Here is a 23,740-nt window from a genome sequence, read left to right on the forward strand (position 1 = left end):
TCAAATCTTAGACTAAGACAAAAATTGTGCTTGCACAAGTTTTTACCGAGTCTACGTTTTACGTCATGACTCACGACGTGGTCATCGTAGGCGCTGGCCCGGTCGGGCTCTTCCTCTCCATTGAGCTCGCGACCGCGGGCGTGAAGCCGCTCGTGCTGGAGCGGCTCGCGGAGCCCGACCGCACGATAAAGGCCGCCGCGGTCGGCGCGGTGGCGGCCGAGGCGCTGGAGCGACGCGGGCTCGCGGGCGCGCTCGACGACGAGCACCGCGCCGCCATGGCGCTGATGATGCCGGCGCTGAAGGCGCGCTTCGGAACTGGAACGGTGAAGAAGCCGGGAGGCCATTTTTCCGGGCTGTTCTTGATCGACCAGGGCCTCCAGCGCGACCCGGAGCGCCGCATGCGTCCCGTGCCGCAAGAGGCGCTCGAGAAGATCCTGAGCGCGCGCGCGACGGAGCTCGGGATCGAGATCCGTCGCGGCATCACGGTGGAAGGCCTCGAGCGGGACGACGACGGCGCGACCGCGCAGACGAGCGCGGGCCCGGTGACCGCGAAGTACCTCGTCGGCTGCGACGGCGGGCGGAGCCGCGTCCGCAAGCTCGCTGGCTTCGAGTTCCCCGGCACGGATCCGACCATCACCGGCTATCAGGCTGTCGTCGAGCTCGATGCGCCCGAGAGGCTGCCGACGGGTTGGCACCGAACGCCGCGCGGCCTCGTCGCGTCCGGCCCGACGCCGGGGCGCGTCTTCACGGCGGAGTTCAACGGGCCGCCGCCCCACCGGGACGCGCCGATCACGCAAGCCGAGGTCGAAGCGGCGATCCAGCGCGTGAGCGGCACCGACGTCAAGATCCTGTCGATGACGATGGCGACGCGCTGGACCGATAACGCGCGGCAAGCGACGACCTACCGGATGGGCCGCGTCTTTCTCGCCGGTGACGCCGCGCACGTCCACTCGCCCTTCGGCGGCCAAGGCTTGAACCTCGGCCTGGTCGACGCCGCGAACCTCGGCTGGAAGCTCGCCGCGGCGGTGAAGGGGCGCGAGCATCTCCTCGACTCGTACACCGCCGAGCGCCATCCCGTCGCCGCGCGCGTCCTCGAAAATACCCGCGCGCAGGTCGCGCTCATGCGTCCTGACCCGCTGACGAGCGCGCTCCGCGCCATCGTGAGCGACCTGATGAAGCTGCCCGAAGGCAATCGCTACTTCGGCGAGATGATCACGGGCGTCGGCGTTCGTTACGACCTCGGTGACGACGACCCGCTCGTCGGCACGCTCGCGAAGGACCAGCTCCTCACGCTCAAAGGCGGCGGCGAAGAGCGGCTCTACGCGCTGATGGAGAGAGGTGGCGGCCTCTTCATCTCGCCTCTAAGGCGGTCACTCCCGCAAGACGTGCAAGTCGCGCGCACCCAAGACGGCCCGTCGATGCTCGTTCGCCCCGACGGCTGCATCGCGTGGACAGACGCGTCGTCGACGTCGCTCGACGACGCGCTCGCGCGCTGGTTCTGAATCAGCGCGACGCCCCCGTCGCCGCGCCGCCAGGCTCGAGGTCCCGAAGGGGCCATCTCCCGCGCCGGGATGAGATCGCGGGGTCGTAGGTGGGATGCGATGACGTGTGCGTCTGTGGCAGGAGCTGCCGGCGCCCCCATCGCTCCAGCGCTGCCGGAGACCTCTTGTGTTTTGGGCATTGACCCAGTTGCTCGTCCGATCAATGGTTGCGGGCCGATGCAGGTCCATCTTCAGGGCGGGCGAACGGATTCGATGCGGGACGCGGTGCGTGAACCGTGGCGCACGCCGCGCCCGCGCCTCCGGGAGAGCTGTTGCCCGGAGGTGACCGATGGCCAAGATGACGTTTTCCGGAGAGACCACGTGGAGCGGTGAGGGCACGCGCGCCGAGGTGCGCGTGCGCAACCACCGGTTGATCGTCGACGAGCCGCCCGAGCTCGGCGGCAAGAACGAGGGGCCGAACCCGGTCGAGCTGCTCCTCGGCGGGCTCGGATCGTGCCTGACGGTCCTGGCCTCCCTCTACGCCCCGACCCACGGCGTCGATCTCCGGGGCTTCCGGGTGCGCGTCGACGGCGACCTCGATCCGGACGGCTTCCAGGAGAGAGCGCCGGTCCGCCCGGGTTTCCTCGAGATCCGCTGCCACATCGACGTCGACTCGCCCTCGCCGGCGGAGAACGTGCAGGCGCTCGTCGCGCACATCCGCCGGATCTGCCCGGTCCGCGACACCCTCGCCGGCGTCCCGGTGGAATTCGTGGCCGCCGGCGCGCCATCCGAGCTGCCCTCCCGCGAGGAAGAAGCTCGCGCATAAACGCCGGTGGCGCACGCGCGGTCGTCCGGCTCGAGCACCGGAGTGAACCGCGCGTGACCCGGGGCTCGCGCCCACGGCCTGCGGCGAGGTGCGCGCGTCTGTCGCCGTGTCCATCACCGTGGTTGCCGCGACGTCCGTGCCGCTGTGTCCGGCGGTTTACGCGATGTGCCCGTCGTGCTGCAACACAGAATCAACTTGACAGCGGGAGAGGCCTCTGCAGAGTTTATATTGTAAAGACTGATCACTTTGCTCGGGACACAGCTTGTCGGACGCCGTATGCTCCGCGACGCTGGAGGCTCTCTCAGCACATCTGCCGCGTCCTGACGCGGTGGGCCCCGATCCGCGTTCTCCATTCGAAGAATCAGTGAGGTAGTTCTATGTCCCTCTTCATCTTACGCAGCCCAGCTGCTTTCCTGGCTCAGGTTGGTTTGCTCGCCACGGCTTCCTTGGGCTTCGCCGGGTGCGGCCCGGCGGATCGCCTGGACGGTCCCATCGGCGCTCATGGGGATGCCGTCGTCGACGGCGAGCCCGGCGACGACGGCGATGAGGCCAGCGCCGGCGAGGGAGCCTCCTTCGCTTCGCGCGAGATCACACGAGGCCTCCAGTCTCCGATGCGGATCGTCCTGGGGCCGGACGGCTTCCTGTGGTTGACGGAGCGCGTGTCGAAGCGGGTCCTGCGCGTGCGGCCGGAGGACGGCCAGCAGACGACCGCGGTCACCATCGAGGAAGCGTTCCAGTCGGGGGGGCAGGACGGGGTGCTGGGCCTGGCGCTGCACCCGGATCTGCTCCAGGGCAAGGGCAGAGACTACGTGTACGTCTCCTTCACCTACGACGTCGATCCCGGCACAGCCGTGGACCGCAGGACGAAGATCCGCCGCTACACGTATGATCCGGGGACCGGGACCCTGGGGAGCCCGCTCGACATCATCACCGGCCTGCCCGGGAGCGACGATCACAACTCCGCGCGGCTCCTCTTCGGCCCGGATCGGAAGCTCTACTACTCGGTCGGAGATCAGGGGAACAACCAGTTTGGCAGGAAGTGCCTCCCCATCCGGGCGCAGGCGCTGCCCACGGCGGCGGACGTCGCGGCGCAGGACTGGTCGAAGTACGCCGGCAAGGTCCTGCGCTTGAACGTCGACGGCTCGATCCCGCACGACAACCCGCAGATCGACGGCACGCGCAGCCATGTCTATTCGTACGGCCACCGCAACCCGCAGGGCCTCGCGTTCGGCCGGGGTGGCAAGCTGTACGCGAACGAGCATGGGCCGAAGAGCGACGACGAGCTGAACCTCATCCTGCCCGGCAAGAACTACGGCTGGCCGCACGTCGCCGGCTATCAGGACGACCAGGCGTACACGTACGACAACTGGTCGGCCTCGAGCCCCACGCCCTGCGAGGCGCTCGAGTGGAACGACTTCGAGACGCCCCCCTCCGTCCCGCAGCAGGAGGAGAGCGCCTGGAGCCACCCCGACTTCCGGGAGCCGCTCCTCACCTTCTACACCGTCGAGGACGGCCACGACTTCCGCCATTCGGTGTGCGGAGAAGACTTCTTCTGGATCTGCTGGCCCACGATCGCGCCCTCCTCGCTCCACTACTACCCCGCCGGGCGCGGCGTCCCGGGGTGGGGGAACTCTCTCCTGATCACCAGCCTCAAGAGGGGCGCGGTGCTCCGGGTGAAGCTGAGCGGGAACGGGGAATCCGTGGTCGGCGAGCCTGTCCGCGAGCTCGCCACCAGCAACCGCTACCGCGACCTCGCGATCGGCCCGGACCGCCGGACATTGTACGTGATCACGGACCCGTCGGGGGGCACGGGCGGACCGACCGGCCTCGGCACGACGGTCCTGGACAACCCGGGAGCGATCCTCGAGTTCACGTACACGGGATCGCACTGAGCCAGCACCCGAGGGGCCGGGCCTGCGTCGTACCGGCGCAGGCCCTGTCCCTGCCGGGGCCTGTTCTATTCGTTCGTTTGCGCCTTTGCGCCCTTGCGCCTTTCCGTTGAATTCTCTCTCCGGATCCCTGGCCGCGGCTCGTGGTGGGTGGAACCAGGTGAGGCGCTAGGACGTCGAACGGGTTGAAACCCCGGGAAAATGAACCACGGAGGGCACAGAGGGCACAGAGGGAAGAGAAATAAAAATCCCATTTCTTCTCTCCCCTCTGTGCCCTCTGTGCCTCTGTGGTTCGAATCTCTTCATTCTTGGGCGTTTCAAGCTGATCGGTGCTCTAGCCCCCAGGCGGGCTCACCTCAGGTAGCCTTCGATCGCTTCGTACCAGACGCCCGCCATCCGGGCGTAACCCGCCTGGTTGGGATGGACGTTGTCGCCGAGCTCGGACGGCGGGAAACCCGTGAACTGATCGGCGAAGATGATGTGCGCGCCCGCGGCGGCCCGCTCCTCGACCATCGCGGGGATGGTGGCGTTGAACGTATCGACCGCGCTCGCGGCGAACGGCAGAGGGATGATGTTGCTCACGACGATCAGCGCGTCGGGCGCCTCGTCGATGAGCTTGTCCAGGAGAGCGGCCAGGCGGGTGTCGGCGCCGTTCGCGCCTTGCACCATGTCATTGGTGCCCGCGTGGAGCAGCACGATGTGCGGCATCTCGTTGAGCGCCGGGCTCGGCACACGACCGGCGATCTGCTGGATGGTCTGCCCGCTGATCCCCTCGTGATTGCGGGGGAACGTCACGCCGTCGACCATCGCGGGGCCGTTCTTCTGCTGCGTGCCGGTGAAGGTGATCTCGTGGTCGTCCTGCAGGGCCAGGCGGAAGAGCTCGACCCGGTACCCGCCGTCGAAGCCGAGACCGAAGGTGATCGAGTCCCCGAGGGGCAGGACCTTGCAGGGGCCCGTCGCGGGGCAAGGCTGGAACCCCGGATCGGGAGCGCCCCCACCGTCGCCCGAGCCGCCGGAGGTCGCGCTCGTGGAAGAGCTTGCTCCGCCCTCCCCGGCGCTGGTCGTCGCGCCGCTCCCCGTCGTCGCGCCGCTCCCCGTGGTCGCGCCCCCGCCGGAGCCACCGGTCCCGGTCGCGCTGCCCGCACCGCTCGTGGTCGAAGCGCCGCTTCCGGTCGTCGGAGCGCCGCCGGAGCTCGCCGTTCCAGACCCGCCCGAGCCCGAGGACGACCCGTCAGAATCGCTGGAGCAGGCCAGGGAACCGGCGAAGAGAAGGCACGCGAGGGGAATCGCGCGGGCGAAGGCGCCGAATGCACCACGGCGGACGACAAGCGGAGAGGTCGAAGGCGACATGTGAGCAGCGCTCCCGGTCGTAGGCGACCAAGTGGTGGAAAATTATGTTTATGGCCTAAATTCGGCGGGCTCGGCCCATTGCCACACCGCCCGCGCAGCCTCTGCGAGAAGTGGCGGAAGGGTACGAGGCGCTCGCAGCGATGTCGTTCAAATTCCCGGCGAAGGTTTTCAGGATCTCGACGTGCTGGGTCCGATCCACTCGGCGCAAGCGAGCAGAGCTGCGCGCTGGGACGCGGCCCGCGCACGAAGGGCTTGACCGCTGTGTTCCTCGATGCCGACGATGCTCCTGGCGACGCCGAGCATGACCGCGCAGCTTCCAGCAAAGTACGGAGTGGCCCTCACCGGATCGGACTGGGTGGGGCTGCCTCTCCGGATCGGGCACGTACCCGAAAGCGGCCGGTTCGAGGCGCTCTCCAACGAATCGGATGCGGTCCTGGTCTGGACCGGAGGCCCCTCGCACGTCCACATCTGCTTCGCGGACCCGACGTCAGGAGAGGTCCGGGAGCACTCCTTCGAGCGGCTCTCGGGCATGATGGACCTCTTGCCGCGGAGGACCAGGCTCCACAGCGTCGAGTGGCGGGGGCGGCCGTCCGTGTGCACGGCCGTGAACTTCCCCGAAGCATCGATGTTGGCCCTCTGCTCGTCTCCGTCCCCCGGCCTGGTTCCGGAGCGGGGCCCGCAGTTCGGCCTGGTCGACGCCCACGTGGTCGACCTGGTTCTCCGGCTTCAGGCGCAGGCCGAGGGGCAGGAGTACCTGGGAGCCGTGTACGTCCAGTCGCTCTCCCTGGCGCTGGCCTCGTATCTCTCGGCGCGGTACGGCGCGGGGGCCAAGGCGGAGAGCTCGCTGCGCAGCACGAGCCTCTCGATCAGCCAGCGCACCCGGATCGAGAAGTTCGTGGACAGCGAGCTCTCCTCGAACTTCGGGCTCGTCGACCTGGCGGGGATGGCGGGCTACTCGCCCGACCATTTCTCGCGCCTGTTCAAGCACGCCTTTCGCCAGACGCCCTATCAGTACGTGCTCTCGCGCCGCATCGAGAGGGCGATGGCCATGCTCCGGGACGAGCGGCTGTCCATCGCCGAGATCGCGCTGGCTTGCGGCTTCTCCAACCAGGGGCACCTCACGACGGCGTTCAAGCGCCGTACGGGGATGACGCCCGGCGCGTATCGAAAGAGGTGACGGGCCGCGCGGTCGCCGGTGCTCGCGCCGCCGACGGTGGCGCCGCTCGCGGGCAGGTCGCCGGCGCTCCAGCGAGGTCCGCCCCTGCCTTGACAAGGCAATCTACCAAAGGTAACTTACCAAGAGTAACACACCTTCGCCCGTGACCGTCGCGCAGGAGGTTCTGCATGCACGCGCTCATCGTCGTCTCGCATCCCGAGCCCACGTCGCTCACCCATGGCGTCGCCGCGCAGATCGCCGAGGAGGTGTCCCTGTCCGGCGATTCCTTCGAGATCGCGGACCTCGCTGCGGAGGCGTTCGATCCGAGGTTCACCGCGGCGGATCTCGCCGTCCATCGCAGGAAGGCGCCGCCGCCCGCCGACGTCGCCGCCGAGCAGGCGAGGATCGATCGCGCGGACGCCCTCGTGCTGGTCTATCCCGTCTACTGGTGGTCGATGCCGGGGCTCCTCAAGGGGTGGATCGATCGCGTGTTCTCCAACGGCTGGGCCTTCGACTTCGGCCTGGAGTCCGGGCTGGTGAAGAAGCTCGGCCGCCTCCGGGTGCACCTCGTCGCCATCGCGGGCAGCGACGCGCGGGTCTACGCGCGGCACGGCTATCTCGGCGCCATGAAGACGCAGATCGATCACGGGATCTTCGATTACTGCGGCGCGCGCGTCGCGACCTCCGAGCTCCTGTTCGACTCGGAGACGCAGGATCCGGCCGCTCATCTGGCCGCCGCGCGCGCCATCGGCCGCGAGCTCTTCGAGGCCTCCAGGCGGCTCGAGGCCACCGGGACGGCGTGAACGCGGAGGGCGCTGGGCCGGCGGGTCTACCTACGGCGGGCGCCGGGGCCTCGGGCGCCGTTCAGGGCGCCTGGCAGGACACGCGGTGGATCGGCTCCTTTTTGCCTTCGCCGATCATCACGTAGTCCCAGCCGCCGGGCATCCACGCGATCGCCTCGGCCTGCTCCTCGTCGGCCGACGGCAGCACGCAGGGCGAGCCGGCCAGCGCCTGCGCCACCGTCTGATCCGGCGTCATCGGGTAGTAGAGCACGTGCGAGGAGGTCCGCAGCAGCACCCCCGCGCCGTCCGGGTGCACGTCGCCGCCCGTGAAGCGCGCGCTCCCGGCGGGCGGCTGGAGGGAGCCCGCGTGGACGAGCGTCGCCGGCGCGCCCGCGGCGGGGAGCGCCGGCAGCTCGTAGACCTCCGAGACGCCCTTGTTGACCTTCGTCACCACGGTGAGCGCCCCGGTGGTGGGGTGAACGAGCAGCGTCTCCGCGTCGTGGCTGCCGTCGGGGTACGAGATCACGAACACCTCGGCGGTCGAGGCGCGCGGGGCGCCGCCGAGCGCGTCCGGCTCCTGCACGCTGTAGATCGCGTAGCTGTCGCGCTCGCTGTCGTTGTCGCCGATGTCCGCGAGGAAGAGGCAGCTGCCCTCGCCCGTGCGGCAGGGGCCGCGCGCGATGTCCTCCCAGTCGATCGCGGCCGCGCCGGCCACGTCCACCTCGGCCCGCAGCGCGCCGCCGAGCCCGATCGCGAAGAACCGGGGGTCGTCGCCGTGGTCGTTGTGCACATAGAGCGCGTCCGGGTGCAGCCCGCTGGCGACCACGCCGGAGCACTCGTCGATGTCGCCCTCCGGGAGCGCGCCGACCCGCGCCACCCCGGCGCAGAGAGGGCAGCCCGTGACCCGCACCTCCGGCGGCGGCGGATCCGAGGCTCCGCAGCCCGGAAGGAGCAGCGAGAGCGCGAGCGCTGGCGCCGCCGCGCGCCGCGCCAGGGCCCGTGTCGCAGGCCCGCCGCGCGGGCGGGGCGCCCGGAGGGGGCGCGGCGGCAGCAACGGGGCGCGGAGGATCTCGGTCGCGGGCATCGGTGACATGAGGTTCCCTGTGGGGTGAGATTCTCGCACGCTTTGCTGCCGCTCGCCGCGGGCGGCGCTAGGGCGCCGCGTTCGCCTCCCCCGGGGTCGGCGCGGTGACGGCGCCCTCGCCGGTCAGATCGGGCAGCCTGCCCCACGTCTCGCCGTCCGCTGCCGCCTCGATCGGGTACTCCAGCTGGGTGAGCACCTGGCCGTTCGCCGAGATGAGGTGGACGGTCTCGCCCCTGGAGGCGCTGACCTTCCAGGTCGCATAGAAGCAGCTGCTCGGGCCGCCGTCCGGCAGACACGTGGTGTGGGGCCCGGGGCCGGCCTCGGCGGCCTGATCGCCGAGGACGAGCAGGTATGCCCCCGGGGCGAGCTGCGTGCCCTCGGGGAACGTGAGCGCGTCGGCCGTGTTGCACGCCCCGCTGTCGTCGGAGTCGCAGAGGCCGAGCCCGCTGAGATCGGCCGACCCCGGGCCCGGGTTGCCGAGCTCGATCCAGTCGCCGCCCTTGGCCGAGATCTCGTTCACCACGACGGTCGTCGACGCGGGCCCGCCGCCCGTCCCCGTCCCCGTTCCCCCGGACCCGCCGCCGCCGGAGCCGCTCGTGGCCCCGCTGGTGCCGCTCGCGGCCTGGGACGACGCGGCCGTCGTGGTGGCGTCCCCCGGCTCGTCGCTCGAACCGCAGCCTCCCGCGCAGATCGCGGCAAAGCAAAGCATGATGAATCGACCTTGTGCCATCACGATGTTCTCCTCGGCGCACAGCACACGGCGGCTCCGGCGGTGCGTCAATGGGGGCGGCGCGCGGGCGGCTCCCGGCCGTGGGTCCTCCTGCGCGTTCCAGCGCCGCGCTCGAGTCGGCGGGATCACCAGCGCGGCCGCCCTGCGCCGCCGGTCGCAGCGCCGGTGGACGCGCCCGGCGCGCCATCGGCTCAGGGGGCAGCGCCGCGGAGGTGGGGTACCATGCCCAGCGCCGTGGTGCGGCGAGAGCGGTCCGAGAGCGGTCCACGCCGCTGCCAGCCTGCTCTCGGGGTGAGGAGGACATGATGCGACGATCGCTGGAGCTGATCTTGTGCCTGTCGATGGTGACCGCGCTCGAGGCCTGCGCGGACGACTCGAGCGGAGGGGAGGGGACGACCGACACGGGGGGCGCCGGAGCGGCGAGCGCGTCGGGCAGCGGCGCGGGCGGCGCCGGCGCGGGATCGCCCGCGCACGAGGGCGGCGGCCCGGCGGCGGGCAACCCCGACGGGAGCTGCGCTGTGCCGGCCGAGGCGCAGGCCGCCGACACCTCGTCCCCGACCACGGTGATCGGCGACGGCACGCCGGAGAGCTGCACCTCGGAGGCCGTCGTCAGCGGCGTCGCGGCCGGCGGCATCATCACCTTCGACTGCGGCCCCGACCCGATCACCATCACGCTCGAGGAGACCGCGAAGATCTTCAACGATACCGGCCCCGAGATCGTGATCGACGGCGGCGGGCTCGTGACGCTGAGCGGCGGCGGAGAGCGGCGCATCCTCTACATGAACACCTGCGACGAGGCCCAGGTGTGGACGACGCCGAACTGCGACAACCAGGATCACCCGCGGCTGACCGTCCAGAACCTCACCTTCATCGAGGGCGACTCGACCGGCGATGACGACGAGGGCGGCGGCGCCATCTTCGCGCAGGGCGGGCGCCTGAAGGTCGTCAACGCGCGCTTCTTCAACAACGCGTGCGACGCCGCCGGCCCCGACGTCGGCGGCGCCGGGATCCGCGCCTTCATGCAATACGACGGTCTGCCGGTCTACGTGGTGAACAGCACCTTCGGCGGCGCCGAGGGCTACGGCAACGTGTGCGCGAACGGCGGCGGCATCAGCAGCATCGGCGTCTCGTGGACGGTCGTGAACAGCCTGTTCTCCCACAACCGCGCGATCGGGAACGGCGGCAACCCCGCCATGGCGGGGACGCCGGGCGGCGGCAGCGGCGGGGCTATTTACAACGATGGCAACACCATGACGCTCACGCTCTGCGGGACCCGGATCGAGCGGAACGAGGTGAACGCCCACGGGAGCGCGATCTTCTTCGTGAGCAACGACCACTCGGGGAACATCGTCATCGATCGGTCGGTGATCACCGAGAACATCGGCGGATCCTGGTACCCGACCTACCCGCAGATCTCGAACCACGACGACACGCCGATCGCGGTGACGGACTCGGTCATCCAGTGAGCCCCGCGGCCCGCGCGCGGGCCGCTTCTCCGGCGGCGTCCGGTGCTTTGATGCACTATGCTGAAGGCATGCCGCTCAGCGAGGACGTCCCCGAGTGGAAGGCGCTGCGAGACACCCTGCGCGCTCTGGTCGCCCGCGCCGGGGCCGCCGCGGCGGCCGTGATCGACGAATCGAACAACATCTGGTGTGCCTGGCCGGTCGCGTCGACCGTCCTTCCGCTCGCCGCGCGCTTCGCCGAGCGGGAGCTCGCCGGACGTCCGGGGCCGCCCCTCCGCCGAGGCGGGCGGCTCCGCGTCGCTCATCCCGCTGGATCTCTTGACGATTCGTACATGGCGGAGTCGTTCGGAGGCATCTACGTGCTGGTGCTCTGGTTCAATGGCCCGTTCGACCCCGACTTCCAGCGGGCTCGCCTGCGGCGCGAGCTCCCGCGGGTCGAGGCGCTGACGGTCGCGCTGCCGCCCCCGGACGGCCCGGACGCGACCGAGGGCGCCGCGAAACAGCGCGCTTGAGGCGCCGCGCGCTGACCGGGCGCCTGGCCGGGCGAGGCCGCTTCGAGGCCCGCGCGCTCAGAACATCACGTACATGGTGTCGGACACGACCTCCCGCTGCGCGCGAGGAGGCACGTGGCCGACGATGCGAACGCCCTTCGCGATGACGGGGGCCAGGGCGCGCGCGAGCTCGGGCGAGCTCCAGCCGCTCGTGATCGCGCGCCCGAAGGCGTCCGGCTGCGCTGGGCGCCGCTCCAGGACGCGCGGATAGGAGGTCGCCGGGTCGATCCGCTCCCACCGGCCATCCGCCGGAGAGAGCGTGGCCGCCCCTGTCTTGGCGAGCCCTCCCGCGATGTCCGTGACCGCGGGCATGAAATCGCGGTCGAAGAGGCGCTCGAGCGGCCGTGTCAGCTGCTCGGGCGCCGGAGCCCCGACGGACGCCCACTCGTCGTACGCGCCGCCCTTCTCCGGCCACGGCGGCTGCTGCTCCTTGAGGAACAGATGATCCTCGATGAAGAGGGCGTCCATGTCGGTCCGCATGAAGCAGCGGTAGGCATCGTAGGGCGTGTTGACGATCGGCTCGCCGCGCACGTTGAACGACGTGTTGACGATCACCGGGCAACCCGTCTTCTCGGCGAACGCGTCGATCACGGCCCGGTAGGTGGGGTGCGCCTCGCGGGTCACGGTCTGCACCCTGGCCGAATAGTCGACGTGGGTCACCGCCGGCACATCGCTGCGGGGCGCCCGGACGACCTCGAGCAGATCCTCGGAGCTGCCGCGGGAGAACGGCTTGCGCTTGTCCTCCACGAGCGGCGCGACGAGCAGCATGAACGGGCTCTCGCCCGCGCAGTCGAAGTACTCGTTGGCTCGCTCGGCCAGAACGGACGGCGCGAACGGTCGAAACGACTCGCGGTACTTGATCTTCCGGTTGAGCGTGACCTGCATCTCGCTGCTGCGCGCGTCGCCCAGGATCGAGCGCGCGCCGAGCGCGCGCGGGCCGAACTCCGCGCGCCCGCTGAAATGCCCGACGACCCGACCCGAGGCCAGGAGCTCGGCGACGCGGGCAGCCCGGCTGGACGGCTCGAGGCGCTCGCACGGAAGGCCGTGGGTCTGCACGAAGGCCTCGACCTCGCTGGACGAGAACGCCGGCCCGAGATAGGAGCCGCGCTGCGCGGAGCCGGGCGAGCTCGCCGGGCGCCGAGGTTGTCCGAAGTGGCTGTGGTAGGCGTCGAGCGCTGCCCCGAGCGCGCCTCCCGCGTCCCCGGCGGCGGGCTGGATCCAGATCTCGTCGAACGGCCCTTCCCGCAAGATGCGCCCGTTGGCCACGCAGTTGAGCGCCACCCCGCCGGCCATGCACAGCTTGGAGGCCGAGGTCAGGCGATGCGCGTGCGCCGCCATCTTGAGGACCGCCTCCTCGATCACGACCTGCACGGAGCGAGCCAGATCCATCTCTCGGCGCGTGATGCGCGCGGCGGGATCCCTCGCCGGCCCCTCGAAGAGCGCCGCGAACCTCGCGTTCGTGATGGTGTCCTCCCCGAAGAAGGTGAAGTATTCCAGGTTCAGGCGGATCGAGCCGTCGTCACGGATCTCGACGAGATTCTGGAGGATCCTGTCGACGTAGCGCGGCTCGCCGTAGGGGGCCAGGCCCATCATCTTGTATTCGCCGCTGTTCACCTTGAAGCCGGTGAACTGCGTGAAGGCGGAGTAGAGCAGCCCGAGCGAGTGGGGGAACCGCATCTCCTGAAGGAGGCGCAATTCGGAGCCTTTGCCGACGCCGATGCTCGCGGTGCTCCACTCGCCGACCCCATCGATGGTCAGGATCGCCGCCTCCTCGAACGGGGACGGGAAGAACGCGCTCGCGGCGTGCGAGCGGTGGTGCAAGTTCTCCAGCACGAGGCCTCTGTAGGCGAGCTCGTGCTCCAGCACCTCGGCGATCCGGAGCTTTGTCGACAGCCACGACGGGAGCATGGCTGCCCACGGATCCCGCGCGGATCGGCCGGCGGCCGCGGCGCTCGAGAGGACGCGCTCGAAGGCCAGCGCGCTGTCATCGTAGTAGGCGATCGCGGCCAGATCCGAGAGCGCGACGCTCGCCTCCTCCAGGCAGAAATTGATGGCCTGGCGCGGGAAACCTCGGTCGTTCTTGACCCGGGAGAACCGCTCTTCCTCGGCGGCCGCCACCACCTCGCCGTCGCGCACGATGCACGCCGCGGAATCGTGGTAGAAGCAGGAGATCCCGAGGATGTACTTCTCGCGCGGGCGGGCATGCCGCGGCTGCGCGACGACGCCTCCGGCCGCCGGCGCGCTCCGCGCCGGGGCTGGCGCGCTCCGCGCCGGGAGCAAGCCACGATCTTCGATGTGCCGCGCGAGGATCCTCGCGACCTGCTCGTGACCTTCCGGGCTGAAGTGCGGGTCGATGGGGAACGAGATGCGCTTGCGCTCGTCGAACGGGAGCCGCGCCAGCTCCCCGAGCAGGTCGAGGTGCTCGCAGCCGAGATCGCGCGCCGTGTCCGCGAAGAAGGCTTGATAGCTCGCCGCGCTCGGGATCTGGCAATAGTAGCGGACCGGGACCGGCATCAGGAGGACCGGACGAGGGCGAGCGGCCTCGACGAACCTGGCGATGATGGCTCGCAGGAGCCTGGACCCGTCCGACGTCGGCTGATCGTAGTGCGCCGAGCAGGGGCGAAAGCCGAGCATCCGCTGTATCCATGGCCGGAATGGCCTGATGTCGTCCCACGATCGAGGCGCGGCGAAACGAACGAGCTGATCGAACAGAGGCTGCCCCTGCAGCCGCTCCATCACGTCCGAGGCCGCCCGCGTGATGGGGGTCATGTTGGCCGGCTCGACGGGGACGCCGCGCAGCTGGCTGTACAGCATGGCCAGCCCGGGCATGCTGGGGAAGTGGTGCTCCCACGCCAGCCCCGCGTCCGGCCTGTCTCGCGGCACCGGCTGCTGGCGAACCACGAGCTCGCCATCGACGAGCTCGAAATAGGGCTTCGGCACCAGGAGCTTGCGTCCGGTTGCGCTGTCGATCGAAACGCGGTGCGTCGAGAGGACGCGATCGACGTTGTCGATGTACACGGCGAGGACGATCAGGTCGGCCTCGACCCCGGCGGCGAGCTCCTCGAGGATGAGGGTCTGTTGGTCCGTGCCCGACCCGGAGAGCCCGTAATTGTAGACCTCCGCGGAGAGGAGGCGGCCGAGGTGCTCGGTGTACCGCTCGTGGTTTTCGCAGCCGTCGCCGGCGGTCATCGAGTCCCCGAACACGAGTATCCGCGGCTTGCCCTGCCGCCGCGGCGCGTAGTCGACATCGGCGCGGAAGCCCTGCGCGTTGGTGCGGACCAGATAGCCGCCGCGTTCATGCGGGACGCGCGCCTTCTGGTTGGGGACGTACAGGTGGCCGATCCGAGGGTGATACGACACGAGCATCCGGTGGGTCTGTTGAGCGAGGAGAAACATGGCTTTGCCCTTCGGGGTGCTGGTACCTGTGCTGGCGCCGGCGTTGCTCGGCTCGTGCTGCGGCCTCGCCGGAGGCGAAGGAATCGTGCTGACCCGCTCGCCGCGGGCGGCGTGGTGGACGTAGGCGCTCCCCGCGCCAGACGCCTCCGATGCACGGGTGGGTCGCGACATTCACGGACCGCGGCAGCGGGTGATCGGCGGGCGGAGCGCGGCGGCCGCTCGTGCGTCCGGCCGGCTGCCGAGGCCACGGCTCGGCCGTGTCCTTTATGGCGGAAATTTGTGCGTTGTAACGGACGAGTCGCGGCGAGGATGGGCAGGCTGCAGCGCGGCGGCGAGCGGCTCGCGGCGCTGACGGCCGCGCGGGCGAACCCCGGACGGCCCGCGGGTGAACGAGGGCGTGGCGAGGCGGCGCTCGGCGCGCCGCGCCCGCCGCGCGATGGGCGAAGGGGGGCTACGGGTCGCCCGTGGGCGTCACCGTCGCCGCCTCGATCATGAGCACCACGGTCTTCTCCGTCGCGCGCGTGCGGTGCAAGACCCCTTTGGGCACCGTGTAGCCCATGTGCTTGCCCAGCGTCACCGTTCCTCGCCCTTCGACATCGAGGTAGAGCTCGCCCTCGAGCACCACGAAGCACTCGTCTTCGACGTCGTGCTTGTGCCAATGGTACTCGCCACGGAAGATGCCGAGGCGCAGCAGGGCATCGTTCACCCGCGTCAGGGTCTGGTTGAACCACGGCTCGTGGGCGGCCACCTCGGCCGGAATGTCGATCGGCGTCAGCGTGCCGTACTTGTTATCCATGCGCGTGATGTAGCGGTCGTCGAAATTCGTGGCCATCGCGGGGCCTCCTCGCCGCAGAACGTAGGCGCGCCCGGCGGCCCCGTCTCGTACGGGCGAAACCCCGCTGGTACGCTCGCAACCTCGGCGGTACGCTCACGTTGATGTCGTGCCGTCGCGCCCCGCAAGAGCTGCCGCTCCCCGCGCGCCGCGAGTACATGACGGGCGAGGCGTCGCTGCGCGGGCTGCGGCTCGCCGTTGCCCTCTACCCCGGCGGCATGCGCATCGGCGAGCACGCGCACGAGAAGCCTTCGCTCACCGCGATCGCCGGCGGCGGGCTCGTCGAGGTCCAGCACCGCGGCGCGCGCCCCGCGCGGTGCGAGCCGGGCGCCGTCGTCCTGCGCCCCGGGGGAGAGCCGCACGCGAACGACATCTCGAGCGCGGGCGTCGTCAACGTCGAGCTCGAGATCGACCCCGCGTTCCTGGACGAGTGCGGCCTCCGCATCGATCGCGCCGCGGTCCTCGCGCGCCCCGCCGTCACGGCCCTCGCGTCGCGCCTGCGGCGAGAGCTCGGCGCGAGCGACCGCGCGAAGGCCCTGCTCGTCGAGGGGCTGGCGCTCGAGATGCTGGCGCTGTCGCTCGCGGACGACGGCAGGCGCCCGGCGTCGCCCGCGGCGTGGCTCACGCGCGCGTACGAGCGGGTCCGCACCGAGTTCCGCGAGAAGCTCACGGTCGCGGCGCTCGCGGCCGATGCCGGCCTGCACCCGGTGTACTTCGCCCGCGCGTTCCGTGAGGCGTACGGCGTCGCGCCCGGCGATCTGCTGCGCAAGCTCCGCATCGCGTGGGCGGCCGACGAGCTCGTGCGCCGGCCGGCGCGCTCCATCGCGCGGATCGCCTCGGACGCGGGCTACTGCGATCAGAGCCATTTCGCGCGCGCGTTCGCCGCGACGACCGGCCGCAGCCCGCTCGCCCATCGCGCGGCGTTCGCGCGGCGCCCGGTAGCGATGCCCGGCGCTACCCCCTCCGAGCGCGCGAAGGCTCGGGCGAAGGCCGCCCCGGGGCGGTAGCTGTCGGGACCGAAGCCACGATTCAGCGGTGAGCGCGCGAGCGACGGCGTGCTACTTCGTCCGCGCAGCTTTCTGCGCCCGGGCAAGGTCGTCCTCCAGGCGCGCGATCACGGCGACGATGCGGTCACGCGGCGCGGCGTCGAGCCACATCTGCAACCCGTGGCTGCTCGCGAAGTCGACGAGCGCGGGCACTACGCGACCCGGCTCGGCGGTGCTCACCGTGGCGAAGGGGTGGATCCACCCCTGGTCGGTCGCGAGCTCGTCCTCCGCGGTCAGATAAGGCCGCAACGCCACCTTGAGCGCCGCGGGCGTCATGCTCTCCGTAGTCTCCTGGGAACGCCGCCCGAACGTGGCGGAGAGTCGGACCGGGCCGCCGTCCATCCACTCCGCGGTCCCGCCGGCGCGCTGGATCTGGAAGCCGTAGCGCGCCGGGATCCGCGCCGACGTGGCGATGAGATAGCGGTCCGCGATCACCGCCCTGCCGTCGAGCGAGCCGGCCACGGCGGCGGCCCTCGCGGCGTCCGGGAACGAGGCCCAGAGTCGCGCGCGCTCGGCGCTCGGCGGGCGAGCAGCGAGCCATTGAGGCCAGCGGGCCTGACCGGGGAGCGGGGCCAGCTCGGCGGCGAGGTGGGCGCCGTGCCTCTCGGCGATCGCCTGGAGCTGCAAGAGGGTGCCGTGGAGCGCTCCCAGATCCGGCGCCCCGGAGGAGAGCGACACGTGGCGGACCGGGACGGGGCCGTACAGGTCGAGGCCGCGCCTCTCGAGGACGGCGACGTCGTCCACCGCCAGCGCGATCTCCGCCGCCTCCAGCGAGGCCGCGTCCTCGAACCGCAGGCCCGCCACGATCTCCACCGGATCGTGCTCGTGGACGCCGGAATACACCGCTCGTCCGCCCCGCTTCCACAGGAGCGCTCGCAGCGACGGGAAGTCGTCGTCCACGGCCATGTCGGTGTGCACCATCACGGTCCGCCCGACGCGCGCGATCGAGTCCGGCGCCACCTCTCCGTCCCCCAGGCGGATCCCCTCGCGCTCCAGGAGCGATCGCCACTCTTTCCCGAACGGCTCGCCCGGAATCCATCCCGGCAAGAGATCGTCGATGTAGCGGCGGGCGTCGTCGAGCTCCTCGAAGCGCCCGACGAGCACGCAGTCGCCGCTGTTGTTGCCGGAGAACCCCTGCCAGATGCGGATACCGTCGGAGAGCCGAGCCTTGCGCCGCGCGGGGCGGGCGCAGCCCGGGAGCGGCGCGGGCCCGAGGAGCCGCGCTCGCTCGGCAGACCAGGCGGCGAGCACGTCGTCCGCCGACCGGACGGGCGTTCCCCGCTTCTGGAACGAACAGGCCTTGAGCGTGCGATCCGAGGTGATCGTCACGAAGTCGAGGCCGGCCCCACAATCGCCGTCCACGCCCTCGAAGAGGCGCGGTACGGGCTCCAGCCGGTCCCCGAAGCAGACCGACAGCCGCGCCCGAACAGGGCTGTCCGCGATGATCTCGGCGAGGCGACGCTCGCCCTCCGGGCCGAGGTGGTTGTCCGGGTCGAGCCCTACATACCGCAGCAGCGCCACGTCGCGGCACCCGAGCTGGGCGAGCCGCGCGAGGAGCGCGGGCAGCGAAGGGAGCAGCGCGGGCGTCGCGAGCACGTTCACGCCGAACGTCACGCCCGCGGCCGCGAGCAGCTCCAGCCGGTCCTCCCAGGGCGTGTCTCGATACACCGAGACGCGGATCTCCCCGACGTGCGGCGCGAGCGCGCGCAGCCTCCGCTCCGTGAGCAATGTGCCGTTCGTGGTGAAATGGAGGGCGAGCCCGGTCCGTTCGGCGAGCCGCGTCAAGAGCTCGTCGAAGCCGGCGAATGCGAGCGGCTCCCCTCCGCCGAACGCCACCTCGAGGAGGCCGCGGCGCGCGAGGCCCGAGAGCACGTCGAACGCCCCGTCCACCGTCCACTCGCTCCCCGCTTCCCGGTCCCGCGAGCAGAACGAGCACGCGAGGTTGCACCGGTTGGTGATGCCGAACAGCGCGACGCGCGGGGCCCGCCTCGTCAGCCGGCGCGTCTCGGCCCCGTCCCAGCGCACGTTCGTCCCCGTCCGCGGGTGGAACCAGAGGAGCGCCCCGTCGAGCGCGTGCGGCCGGAACTCATCGCGTGACGGGAGGGGGATCGCGTCTTCCATGGCGCGAAGGATACTCATTTTGCGCGTCCGGAACGCGAGCTCGCCCCGGACGACAAAAGCCCGCAGGTGCGCCGCAAAACAAAGTCCTTGCTCGACGTTATCCGTTATAGTAGACGTTCATCCTGTAAAACGGATAGGCGGACGGAGACCGCTGCCTGTTCCCTCCTGGCCTCGTCAGCGCTCGGAGCGCGCGCCGCCGGAAGCTCGTCTTCTGCATTCATCCTCTCCGCTTCCTGGACGAGACGCCTCCGTCCGAGCTCACGGGCCGGATCTCACGGGTGCCCGGCCGCGAACGCGCGGCCGGCGGACGCCGACCTCCATGCAACCAACGGAGCTGAACGCCATGACCATCGATTCTCACGATCGCGATCCCCGGAGCGATGCTTCGACGCCCGACGCCCAGAGCCCCGAGGGCGCCGCGGCGCGACCGAGGGCCGACAAGGCGGCTGGCCGGCGCGCCTTCATGGGCGTCGCCGGCTCGCTCGCGGTGGGCGGCGTCCTCGCCGGGAGCCCCGGCGTCGCGCAAGCGGCGCGGGGCAGGGGCGTCGACGACCTGCTCGACGGGATCGGGTCGCTGCGCCGCGATCCGCGCGTCTCGCCGCTCGATCACGAGCTCCGCCTGCGCGCGCTGCGCGTGCGCGTGGAGGCCGCGGTCGACCAGTTCGAGGAGCCCATCGCGCCTCACCCGGACAACGGCGACGAGGAGCGCTATCCCAACAAGATCGGGACGGACACGCGCGGCCTGCCGCACGACGCGCGAGGCGAGGTGGATCGGGCCGCGTACCGCGTCGCCTCGCGCGCCCACGCGTCGCGCGAATGGGACGATTTCGAGGCCATCCCGCTCGGCGGCACCCGCAAGCTGGTCAGTCCGATCGGCACGCTCGCCGTCAGCCTGATCGGCACGACCCCGGCCCAGATCGGCGTGCCCCCGGCGCCCGCGCTGGCGAGCGCGGAGAAGGCCGCCGAGGCGGTCGAGGTCTACTGGAAGGCGCTGCTGCGGGACGTGCCGTTCGAGAGCTACGCCGACAGCAGCGACGTGGCCGACGCGATCGAGGAGATCGATCGCCTCTCGGGCTACACCGGCCCTCGCGCCGGCGGCCGCGTCACGCTGGAGACGCTGTTCCGCGGCAGCGTCACCTACGCCGATCCCCGGGATCGCTCGGGCAGGACGGCCAAGCACGTGGTCCCTCCCGGCGTGCTCGACGGCCCTTACATCTCGCAGTTCCTCCTGCGCGACATCCCCTATGGCCCGCAGGTGCTCCAAGGCGCGTTCCGCACGGCGCTGCCGGGCAACGACTTCCAGACCGATTACAACGAGTGGCTCGCGGTGCAGAACGGGCTCAGCCCCACCCGGTCGATCGCGTACGACCCGGTGCGCCGCTACCTCTCGACCGGGCGCGATCTCGCGGAGTACGTGCACGGCGGCGCGGCCAGCTTCTGGGGCGCGGCGCTGCTCCTCGGCGCGGCGCGCAGCGCGAACCCGGGCGTGCCGGGGGGCATCGCGGCGCCCCTGAGCCCCACGAACCCCTACCTCACGTCGGAGACGCAGGCCTCGGCCGCCGCGACCTTCTCGCTCGCCTACCTGCAGGGCCTGCTCCCCTTCGGGACGTCGCGCGCGATCCGCGCCGCCTACTGGCAGAAGTGGTTCGTGCACCGCAGCCTCCGCCCCGAGGCGTACGGCGGGCTGGTCCACAACCGCCTCGCGAACGGGCGCGATTACCCGCTGCACGACGACATCCTCGGCTCGCTGGCGGTCGAGCTGACGTTCGACACCTTCGGGAGCTACCTCTTGCCGCAGGCCTTCCCGGAGGGCGCCCCGCTCCACGGGTCGTACCCGGGCGGCGCCGCCGCCATCGCCGGGGTCAACGTGACGCTCCTGAAGGCGTTCTTCGACGAGGACCACGTCATCCAGGATCCGTTCGTCCCCGATCCGGCCGACCCGACACGGCTCGTCCCCTACAGCGGGCCGCCCCTGACCGTGGGCGGTGAGCTGAACAAGCTGGCGACCAACGCCGCCTTCGGGCGCAACTGGGCGGGCATCCACTGGCGCACCGACGCCGCGGCGTCGCTGGCGCTCGGCGAGGCGGTGGCGATCAGCCTGCTCCGCGACGAGCGCCGGACCTTCCGCGAGCCGTTCGACGGGTTCACCTTCACCCGGTTCGACGGCACGCGAATCACCATCTGAGCCGGCCTCACCGCCGTCGGGGCGGCCCCGCCTCCCAGGCCGATGGTTTGCGCCGCGCCCGCGGCGTGAGATAGGATGCTCGCCGGGTCTCAGGTCCATCCCCGGCGGCACGCGGAGCGGCAAGACTGCAGGGGAGGTCGCGTGGCGGCCGCCGGCCAGGAGCGTCGCGCGGACGGCCACGGAAAGCTCCGCCCGTCGTCACGGCCTTCCTATGTCGGATCCGAAAGATAGAAAGCGCACGCCGCCGTTCCTGCCGGGGCCCCAGCAAGAGCAGCTCTTACGGCACATCATCTCGACGTTCCCTTACAGCATCTGGTGGAAGGACCGCGACTGCGTCTACCTCGGCACCAACGAGATGAGCGCCCGGGGAGCGGGGCTGAGCCGCGCCGAGGACATCATCGGCCTCACCGACTACGACCTGCCCTGGACCCGCGACGAGGCCGAGCACTACATCCGCATCGACAAGGCCGTCATGGAGTCCGGCGAGCCGATGCTGAACATCGAGGAGACCCAGCGCCAGGCCGACGGCAGCACCCGGTACCTGCTCACGTGCAAGGTGCCGCTCAAGGACGAGAACGGCGAGGTGTTCGGCATCCTCGGCTCCTGGACCGACATCACCGACCGCAAGCTCACCGAGATGGCGCTCGCCCGCGCCAAGGACGAGGCGGAGCGCGCCAAGGACGAGGCGGAGCGCGCCAACAACGCGAAGAGCGACTTCCTCGCCGCGGTGAGCCACGAGCTGCGCACGCCCCTCACCCTGATCCTGTCCCCGCTGGAGCGGCTCCTCGAGGCCCAGCACGCGGCCCTGCCGGGCGACGTGCGCGACGAGCTGGAGCTCATCCGCCGCAACACGGCGCGGCTCCTCAACGTGGTGAGCGACCTGCTCGACTTCTCCAAGGCGGAGGCGGCGCGCATGGAGGTCGACTGGGAGCCCGTGGATGTTTACCGGTTCACCGCGCTGATGCTGAACGACATCCGGCCGAGCGCGGTGGCCCGCGGCCGCACCCTGTCGATGAGCGGCGACGCGCTCGGCGTGGTCCTCCTGGACCGCTACAAGTACGAGCGCATCCTGCTCAACCTCATCAGCAATGCGCTGAAGTTCTCCCACGCCGGCGGGCATGTCGAGGTCTCCCTGCGCGCGCTCGACGACGCCTCGTTCGAGCTCAGCGTGCGCGACGAGGGGATCGGCATCCCGCGGGGCGAGCTCGGCAAGCTGTTCTCGAAGTTCACCCAGGTCGACGGCTCGGTGAAGCGGAGGTACGAGGGCACGGGGCTCGGGCTCTCGCTGGTCAAGCAGTTCGCGGAGCTCATGCGCGGCGCCGTCGCCATCGAGAGCGAGCTCGGCCAGGGGACGACCGTCCGCGTGCGCCTGCCGCGGTCGGTCGAGGACGGCCCGCCGCAGAGCGACGAGCCGAGGTCGCGCAGCGAGAACAGCACGGCGCAGACGCGGCGCTGGCTGAGCTCGCTGCCGCCCGTGGGCGCCGCGCCCGACGGCCAGGGGCTGGAGGCGGACGCCGGGGCGCCGCGCGCCGCGCGCACGTCGAGCCGCCCGCCGGGGGCCCCGCGCGCCGCGCGGCCGGCCGCGGAGGCGGAACGGCCGCTGCTCCTGCTCGTCGACGACAACCCGGACATGCGGCAGTTCATGCGCGCGCTGCTGTCCCCGAGCTACCGCCTCCTGGAGGCGCAGAACGGCATCGAGGCGCAGGAGCTGATCGAGCGCTCGCCCCCGCAGGTCATCGTCTCCGACGTGATGATGCCGCGGATGTCCGGCATCGAGCTCACCGCCTGGCTGAAGGCGCACCCCGTGCTGCGCCACGTGCCGGTCATCCTGGTCACGGCCCGCGCGGACGACGAGGCGATCGCGTCGGGGCTCGACGGGGGCGCCGACGAGTACCTGGTGAAGCCGTTCTCGCCGCGGGAGCTCCTCGCGCGCGTGCGGTCGATGGTGCGGCTCTACCGGTCGTACCAGCAGCTCGGCGCGGAGCAGGCCGAGATCGCGCGGCACTCGGGCATGGCGCAGGTCGCGATGGACGTGCTCCACAGCGCGGGCAACACGCTGAGCAGCGCCGGGGTCACGGCCGATCTGGTGCGGGATCGCCTGGCGAGGTCGCGGCTGCCGCGGCTCTCGCGGGCGCTCGGCGAGCTGCTCGCGGGCGGCGGCGCGGACCTCGCGGAGCCGGCGGGCGAGCCGCGCAGCGAGAGCCTGCGCCGCTACGTGGAGCTGGCGCTCGCCGCCCTGGAGCAGGAGCAGGCGGAGACGACGGCGGACGTCGAGCGCCTGCGCGAGCAGCTCGACGTCATCCGCGACGCCATCCGCGCGCAGGAGCGGTACGCGTACAGGAACGCGTACCGCACGGAGCGGCTCTCCGTGAGCGAGGTGATCCACGAGTCGCTGCACGCGCACGGGGTGGCGCTCGTGAACGCGCGCGTCGCGCTGCAGCTCGATCTGCGGCCGGTCGACGACGTCGTGGCGAACCGCCACGATCTCCTGACCATCCTCTACAACCTGCTCGACAACGCGCGGGCGGCGCTCGGCGAGGCGGAGGCGCGCGAGCCCTGGATCGAGATCTCGACGTGGCAGGACGGGGCCGAGGTGTGCTGCGCCGTGGAGGACAACGGGCCAGGCATCCCCGAGGCCGCGCGCATGCAGGTGTTTCAATACGGGTTCACGACCCGGGAGGGCGCGAACGGCATCGGGCTGCACTTCTCGGCGAACCGGATGAAGAGCTTCGGCGGATCCATCCGGATCGAGGAGGGCCGCGAGCGCGGGGCCCGGGTCGTGCTCACGTTCGCGGCCGCCCCCGGCGCGGGCGCGCGCGGCCGCTGAGGGCGCCGCGGCGCCGGGCGC

Annotated in this window: 17 protein-coding genes; 11 read left to right on the top strand and 6 right to left on the bottom strand. The window is 71.1% G+C overall.

The annotated features are described in order from the left end of the window. The first annotated feature begins 65 nt into the window (after nucleotides 1–65). The 3 genes from WME83_RS00950 (at nucleotide 66) to WME83_RS00960 (ending at nucleotide 4,199) form a co-directional block, all read left to right on the top strand. On the top strand, nucleotides 66–1,502 hold the full coding sequence (locus WME83_RS00950; RefSeq protein ID WP_437317377.1) for an FAD-dependent monooxygenase: 1,437 nt from the start codon (nucleotides 66–68) through the stop codon (nucleotides 1,500–1,502). A 328-nt stretch (nucleotides 1,503–1,830) separates the two neighbouring features. Beyond that, nucleotides 1,831–2,307, top strand: a complete 477-nt coding sequence (locus WME83_RS00955; RefSeq protein ID WP_437317378.1) for an OsmC family protein — start codon at nucleotides 1,831–1,833, stop codon at nucleotides 2,305–2,307. A gap of 377 nt (nucleotides 2,308–2,684) precedes the next feature. Then, nucleotides 2,685–4,199 (top strand): glucose/sorbosone family PQQ-dependent dehydrogenase, encoded by a 1,515-nt coding sequence (locus tag WME83_RS00960; protein ID WP_437317379.1) that lies wholly within the window; start codon nucleotides 2,685–2,687, stop codon nucleotides 4,197–4,199. A gap of 348 nt (nucleotides 4,200–4,547) precedes the next feature. Here the strand turns inward: WME83_RS00960 and WME83_RS00965 are convergent, their stop codons facing one another. Next, nucleotides 4,548–5,546 carry an SGNH/GDSL hydrolase family protein gene (locus WME83_RS00965; RefSeq protein WP_437317380.1) on the bottom strand — a complete coding sequence of 333 codons (999 nt, stop codon included), beginning with the start codon at nucleotides 5,544–5,546 and terminating at the stop codon, nucleotides 4,548–4,550. A 271-nt stretch (nucleotides 5,547–5,817) separates the two neighbouring features. On the opposite strand from WME83_RS00965, the gene WME83_RS00970 reads away from it, so the two are divergent. Together WME83_RS00970 and WME83_RS00975 are read left to right on the top strand one after the other, a co-directional pair. Next, nucleotides 5,818–6,723 carry a helix-turn-helix domain-containing protein gene (locus WME83_RS00970; RefSeq protein WP_437317381.1) on the top strand — a complete coding sequence of 302 codons (906 nt, stop codon included), beginning with the start codon at nucleotides 5,818–5,820 and terminating at the stop codon, nucleotides 6,721–6,723. Between the two features lie 167 nt (nucleotides 6,724–6,890). Then, nucleotides 6,891–7,505, top strand: a complete 615-nt coding sequence (locus WME83_RS00975) for an NAD(P)H-dependent oxidoreductase (protein WP_437317382.1) — start codon at nucleotides 6,891–6,893, stop codon at nucleotides 7,503–7,505. Nucleotides 7,506–7,566: 61 nt separating this feature from the next. Here WME83_RS00975 and WME83_RS00980 read toward each other — a convergent pair whose 3' ends face one another. Next, nucleotides 7,567–8,577 (bottom strand): hypothetical protein, encoded by a 1,011-nt coding sequence (locus WME83_RS00980; protein WP_437317383.1) that lies wholly within the window; start codon nucleotides 8,575–8,577, stop codon nucleotides 7,567–7,569. Between the two features lie 58 nt (nucleotides 8,578–8,635). After that, on the bottom strand, nucleotides 8,636–9,298 hold the full coding sequence (locus tag WME83_RS00985; RefSeq protein WP_437317384.1) for a lamin tail domain-containing protein: 663 nt from the start codon (nucleotides 9,296–9,298) through the stop codon (nucleotides 8,636–8,638). A 302-nt stretch (nucleotides 9,299–9,600) separates the two neighbouring features. On the opposite strand from WME83_RS00985, the gene WME83_RS00990 reads away from it, so the two are divergent. Together WME83_RS00990 and WME83_RS00995 are read left to right on the top strand one after the other, a co-directional pair. Further along, nucleotides 9,601–10,764, top strand: a complete 1,164-nt coding sequence (locus tag WME83_RS00990; protein WP_437317385.1) for a hypothetical protein — start codon at nucleotides 9,601–9,603, stop codon at nucleotides 10,762–10,764. Between the two features lie 68 nt (nucleotides 10,765–10,832). After that, nucleotides 10,833–11,273: a hypothetical protein gene (locus tag WME83_RS00995; RefSeq protein WP_437317386.1), complete on the top strand. Its 441-nt coding sequence runs from the start codon at nucleotides 10,833–10,835 to the stop codon at nucleotides 11,271–11,273. Between the two features lie 57 nt (nucleotides 11,274–11,330). Here WME83_RS00995 and WME83_RS01000 read toward each other — a convergent pair whose 3' ends face one another. Then, nucleotides 11,331–14,708 carry a carbamoyltransferase N-terminal domain-containing protein gene (locus WME83_RS01000; RefSeq protein ID WP_437317387.1) on the bottom strand — a complete coding sequence of 1,126 codons (3,378 nt, stop codon included), beginning with the start codon at nucleotides 14,706–14,708 and terminating at the stop codon, nucleotides 11,331–11,333. On the opposite strand from WME83_RS01000, the gene WME83_RS01005 reads away from it, so the two are divergent. After that, a complete protein-coding gene (locus WME83_RS01005; protein ID WP_437317388.1) occupies nucleotides 14,707–14,832 on the top strand; it encodes a hypothetical protein in 126 nt (41 codons plus the stop codon). The genes WME83_RS01000 and WME83_RS01005 overlap by 2 nt on opposite strands. A 327-nt stretch (nucleotides 14,833–15,159) precedes the next feature. On the opposite strand, the gene WME83_RS01010 is transcribed toward WME83_RS01005, so the two are convergent. After that, nucleotides 15,160–15,540 (bottom strand): cupin domain-containing protein, encoded by a 381-nt coding sequence (locus tag WME83_RS01010; protein WP_437317389.1) that lies wholly within the window; start codon nucleotides 15,538–15,540, stop codon nucleotides 15,160–15,162. Between the two features lie 104 nt (nucleotides 15,541–15,644). On the opposite strand from WME83_RS01010, the gene WME83_RS01015 reads away from it, so the two are divergent. After that, a complete protein-coding gene (locus tag WME83_RS01015; RefSeq protein ID WP_437317390.1) occupies nucleotides 15,645–16,547 on the top strand; it encodes a helix-turn-helix domain-containing protein in 903 nt (300 codons plus the stop codon). Between the two features lie 51 nt (nucleotides 16,548–16,598). On the opposite strand, the gene WME83_RS01020 is transcribed toward WME83_RS01015, so the two are convergent. Then, the gene (locus tag WME83_RS01020) at nucleotides 16,599–18,707 is read right to left on the bottom strand and encodes a radical SAM protein (RefSeq protein WP_437317391.1); all 2,109 of its coding nucleotides are present in this window, start codon (nucleotides 18,705–18,707) and stop codon (nucleotides 16,599–16,601) included. 343 nt (nucleotides 18,708–19,050) lie between these two features. Here WME83_RS01020 and WME83_RS01025 point away from each other — a divergent pair, with 343 nt between their 5' ends. Then, nucleotides 19,051–20,892: a vanadium-dependent haloperoxidase gene (locus WME83_RS01025; RefSeq protein WP_437317392.1), complete on the top strand. Its 1,842-nt coding sequence runs from the start codon at nucleotides 19,051–19,053 to the stop codon at nucleotides 20,890–20,892. A 211-nt stretch (nucleotides 20,893–21,103) separates the two neighbouring features. After that, complete coding sequence (locus WME83_RS01030) at nucleotides 21,104–23,719, top strand: ATP-binding protein (protein ID WP_437317393.1); 2,616 nt, start codon at nucleotides 21,104–21,106, stop codon at nucleotides 23,717–23,719. Nucleotides 23,720–23,740: the final 21 nt, after the last annotated feature.

It is taken from the genome of Sorangium sp. So ce385, from assembly GCF_051474135.1.
Lineage (GTDB): Bacteria > Myxococcota_A > Polyangia > Polyangiales > Polyangiaceae > Sorangium > Sorangium cellulosum_D.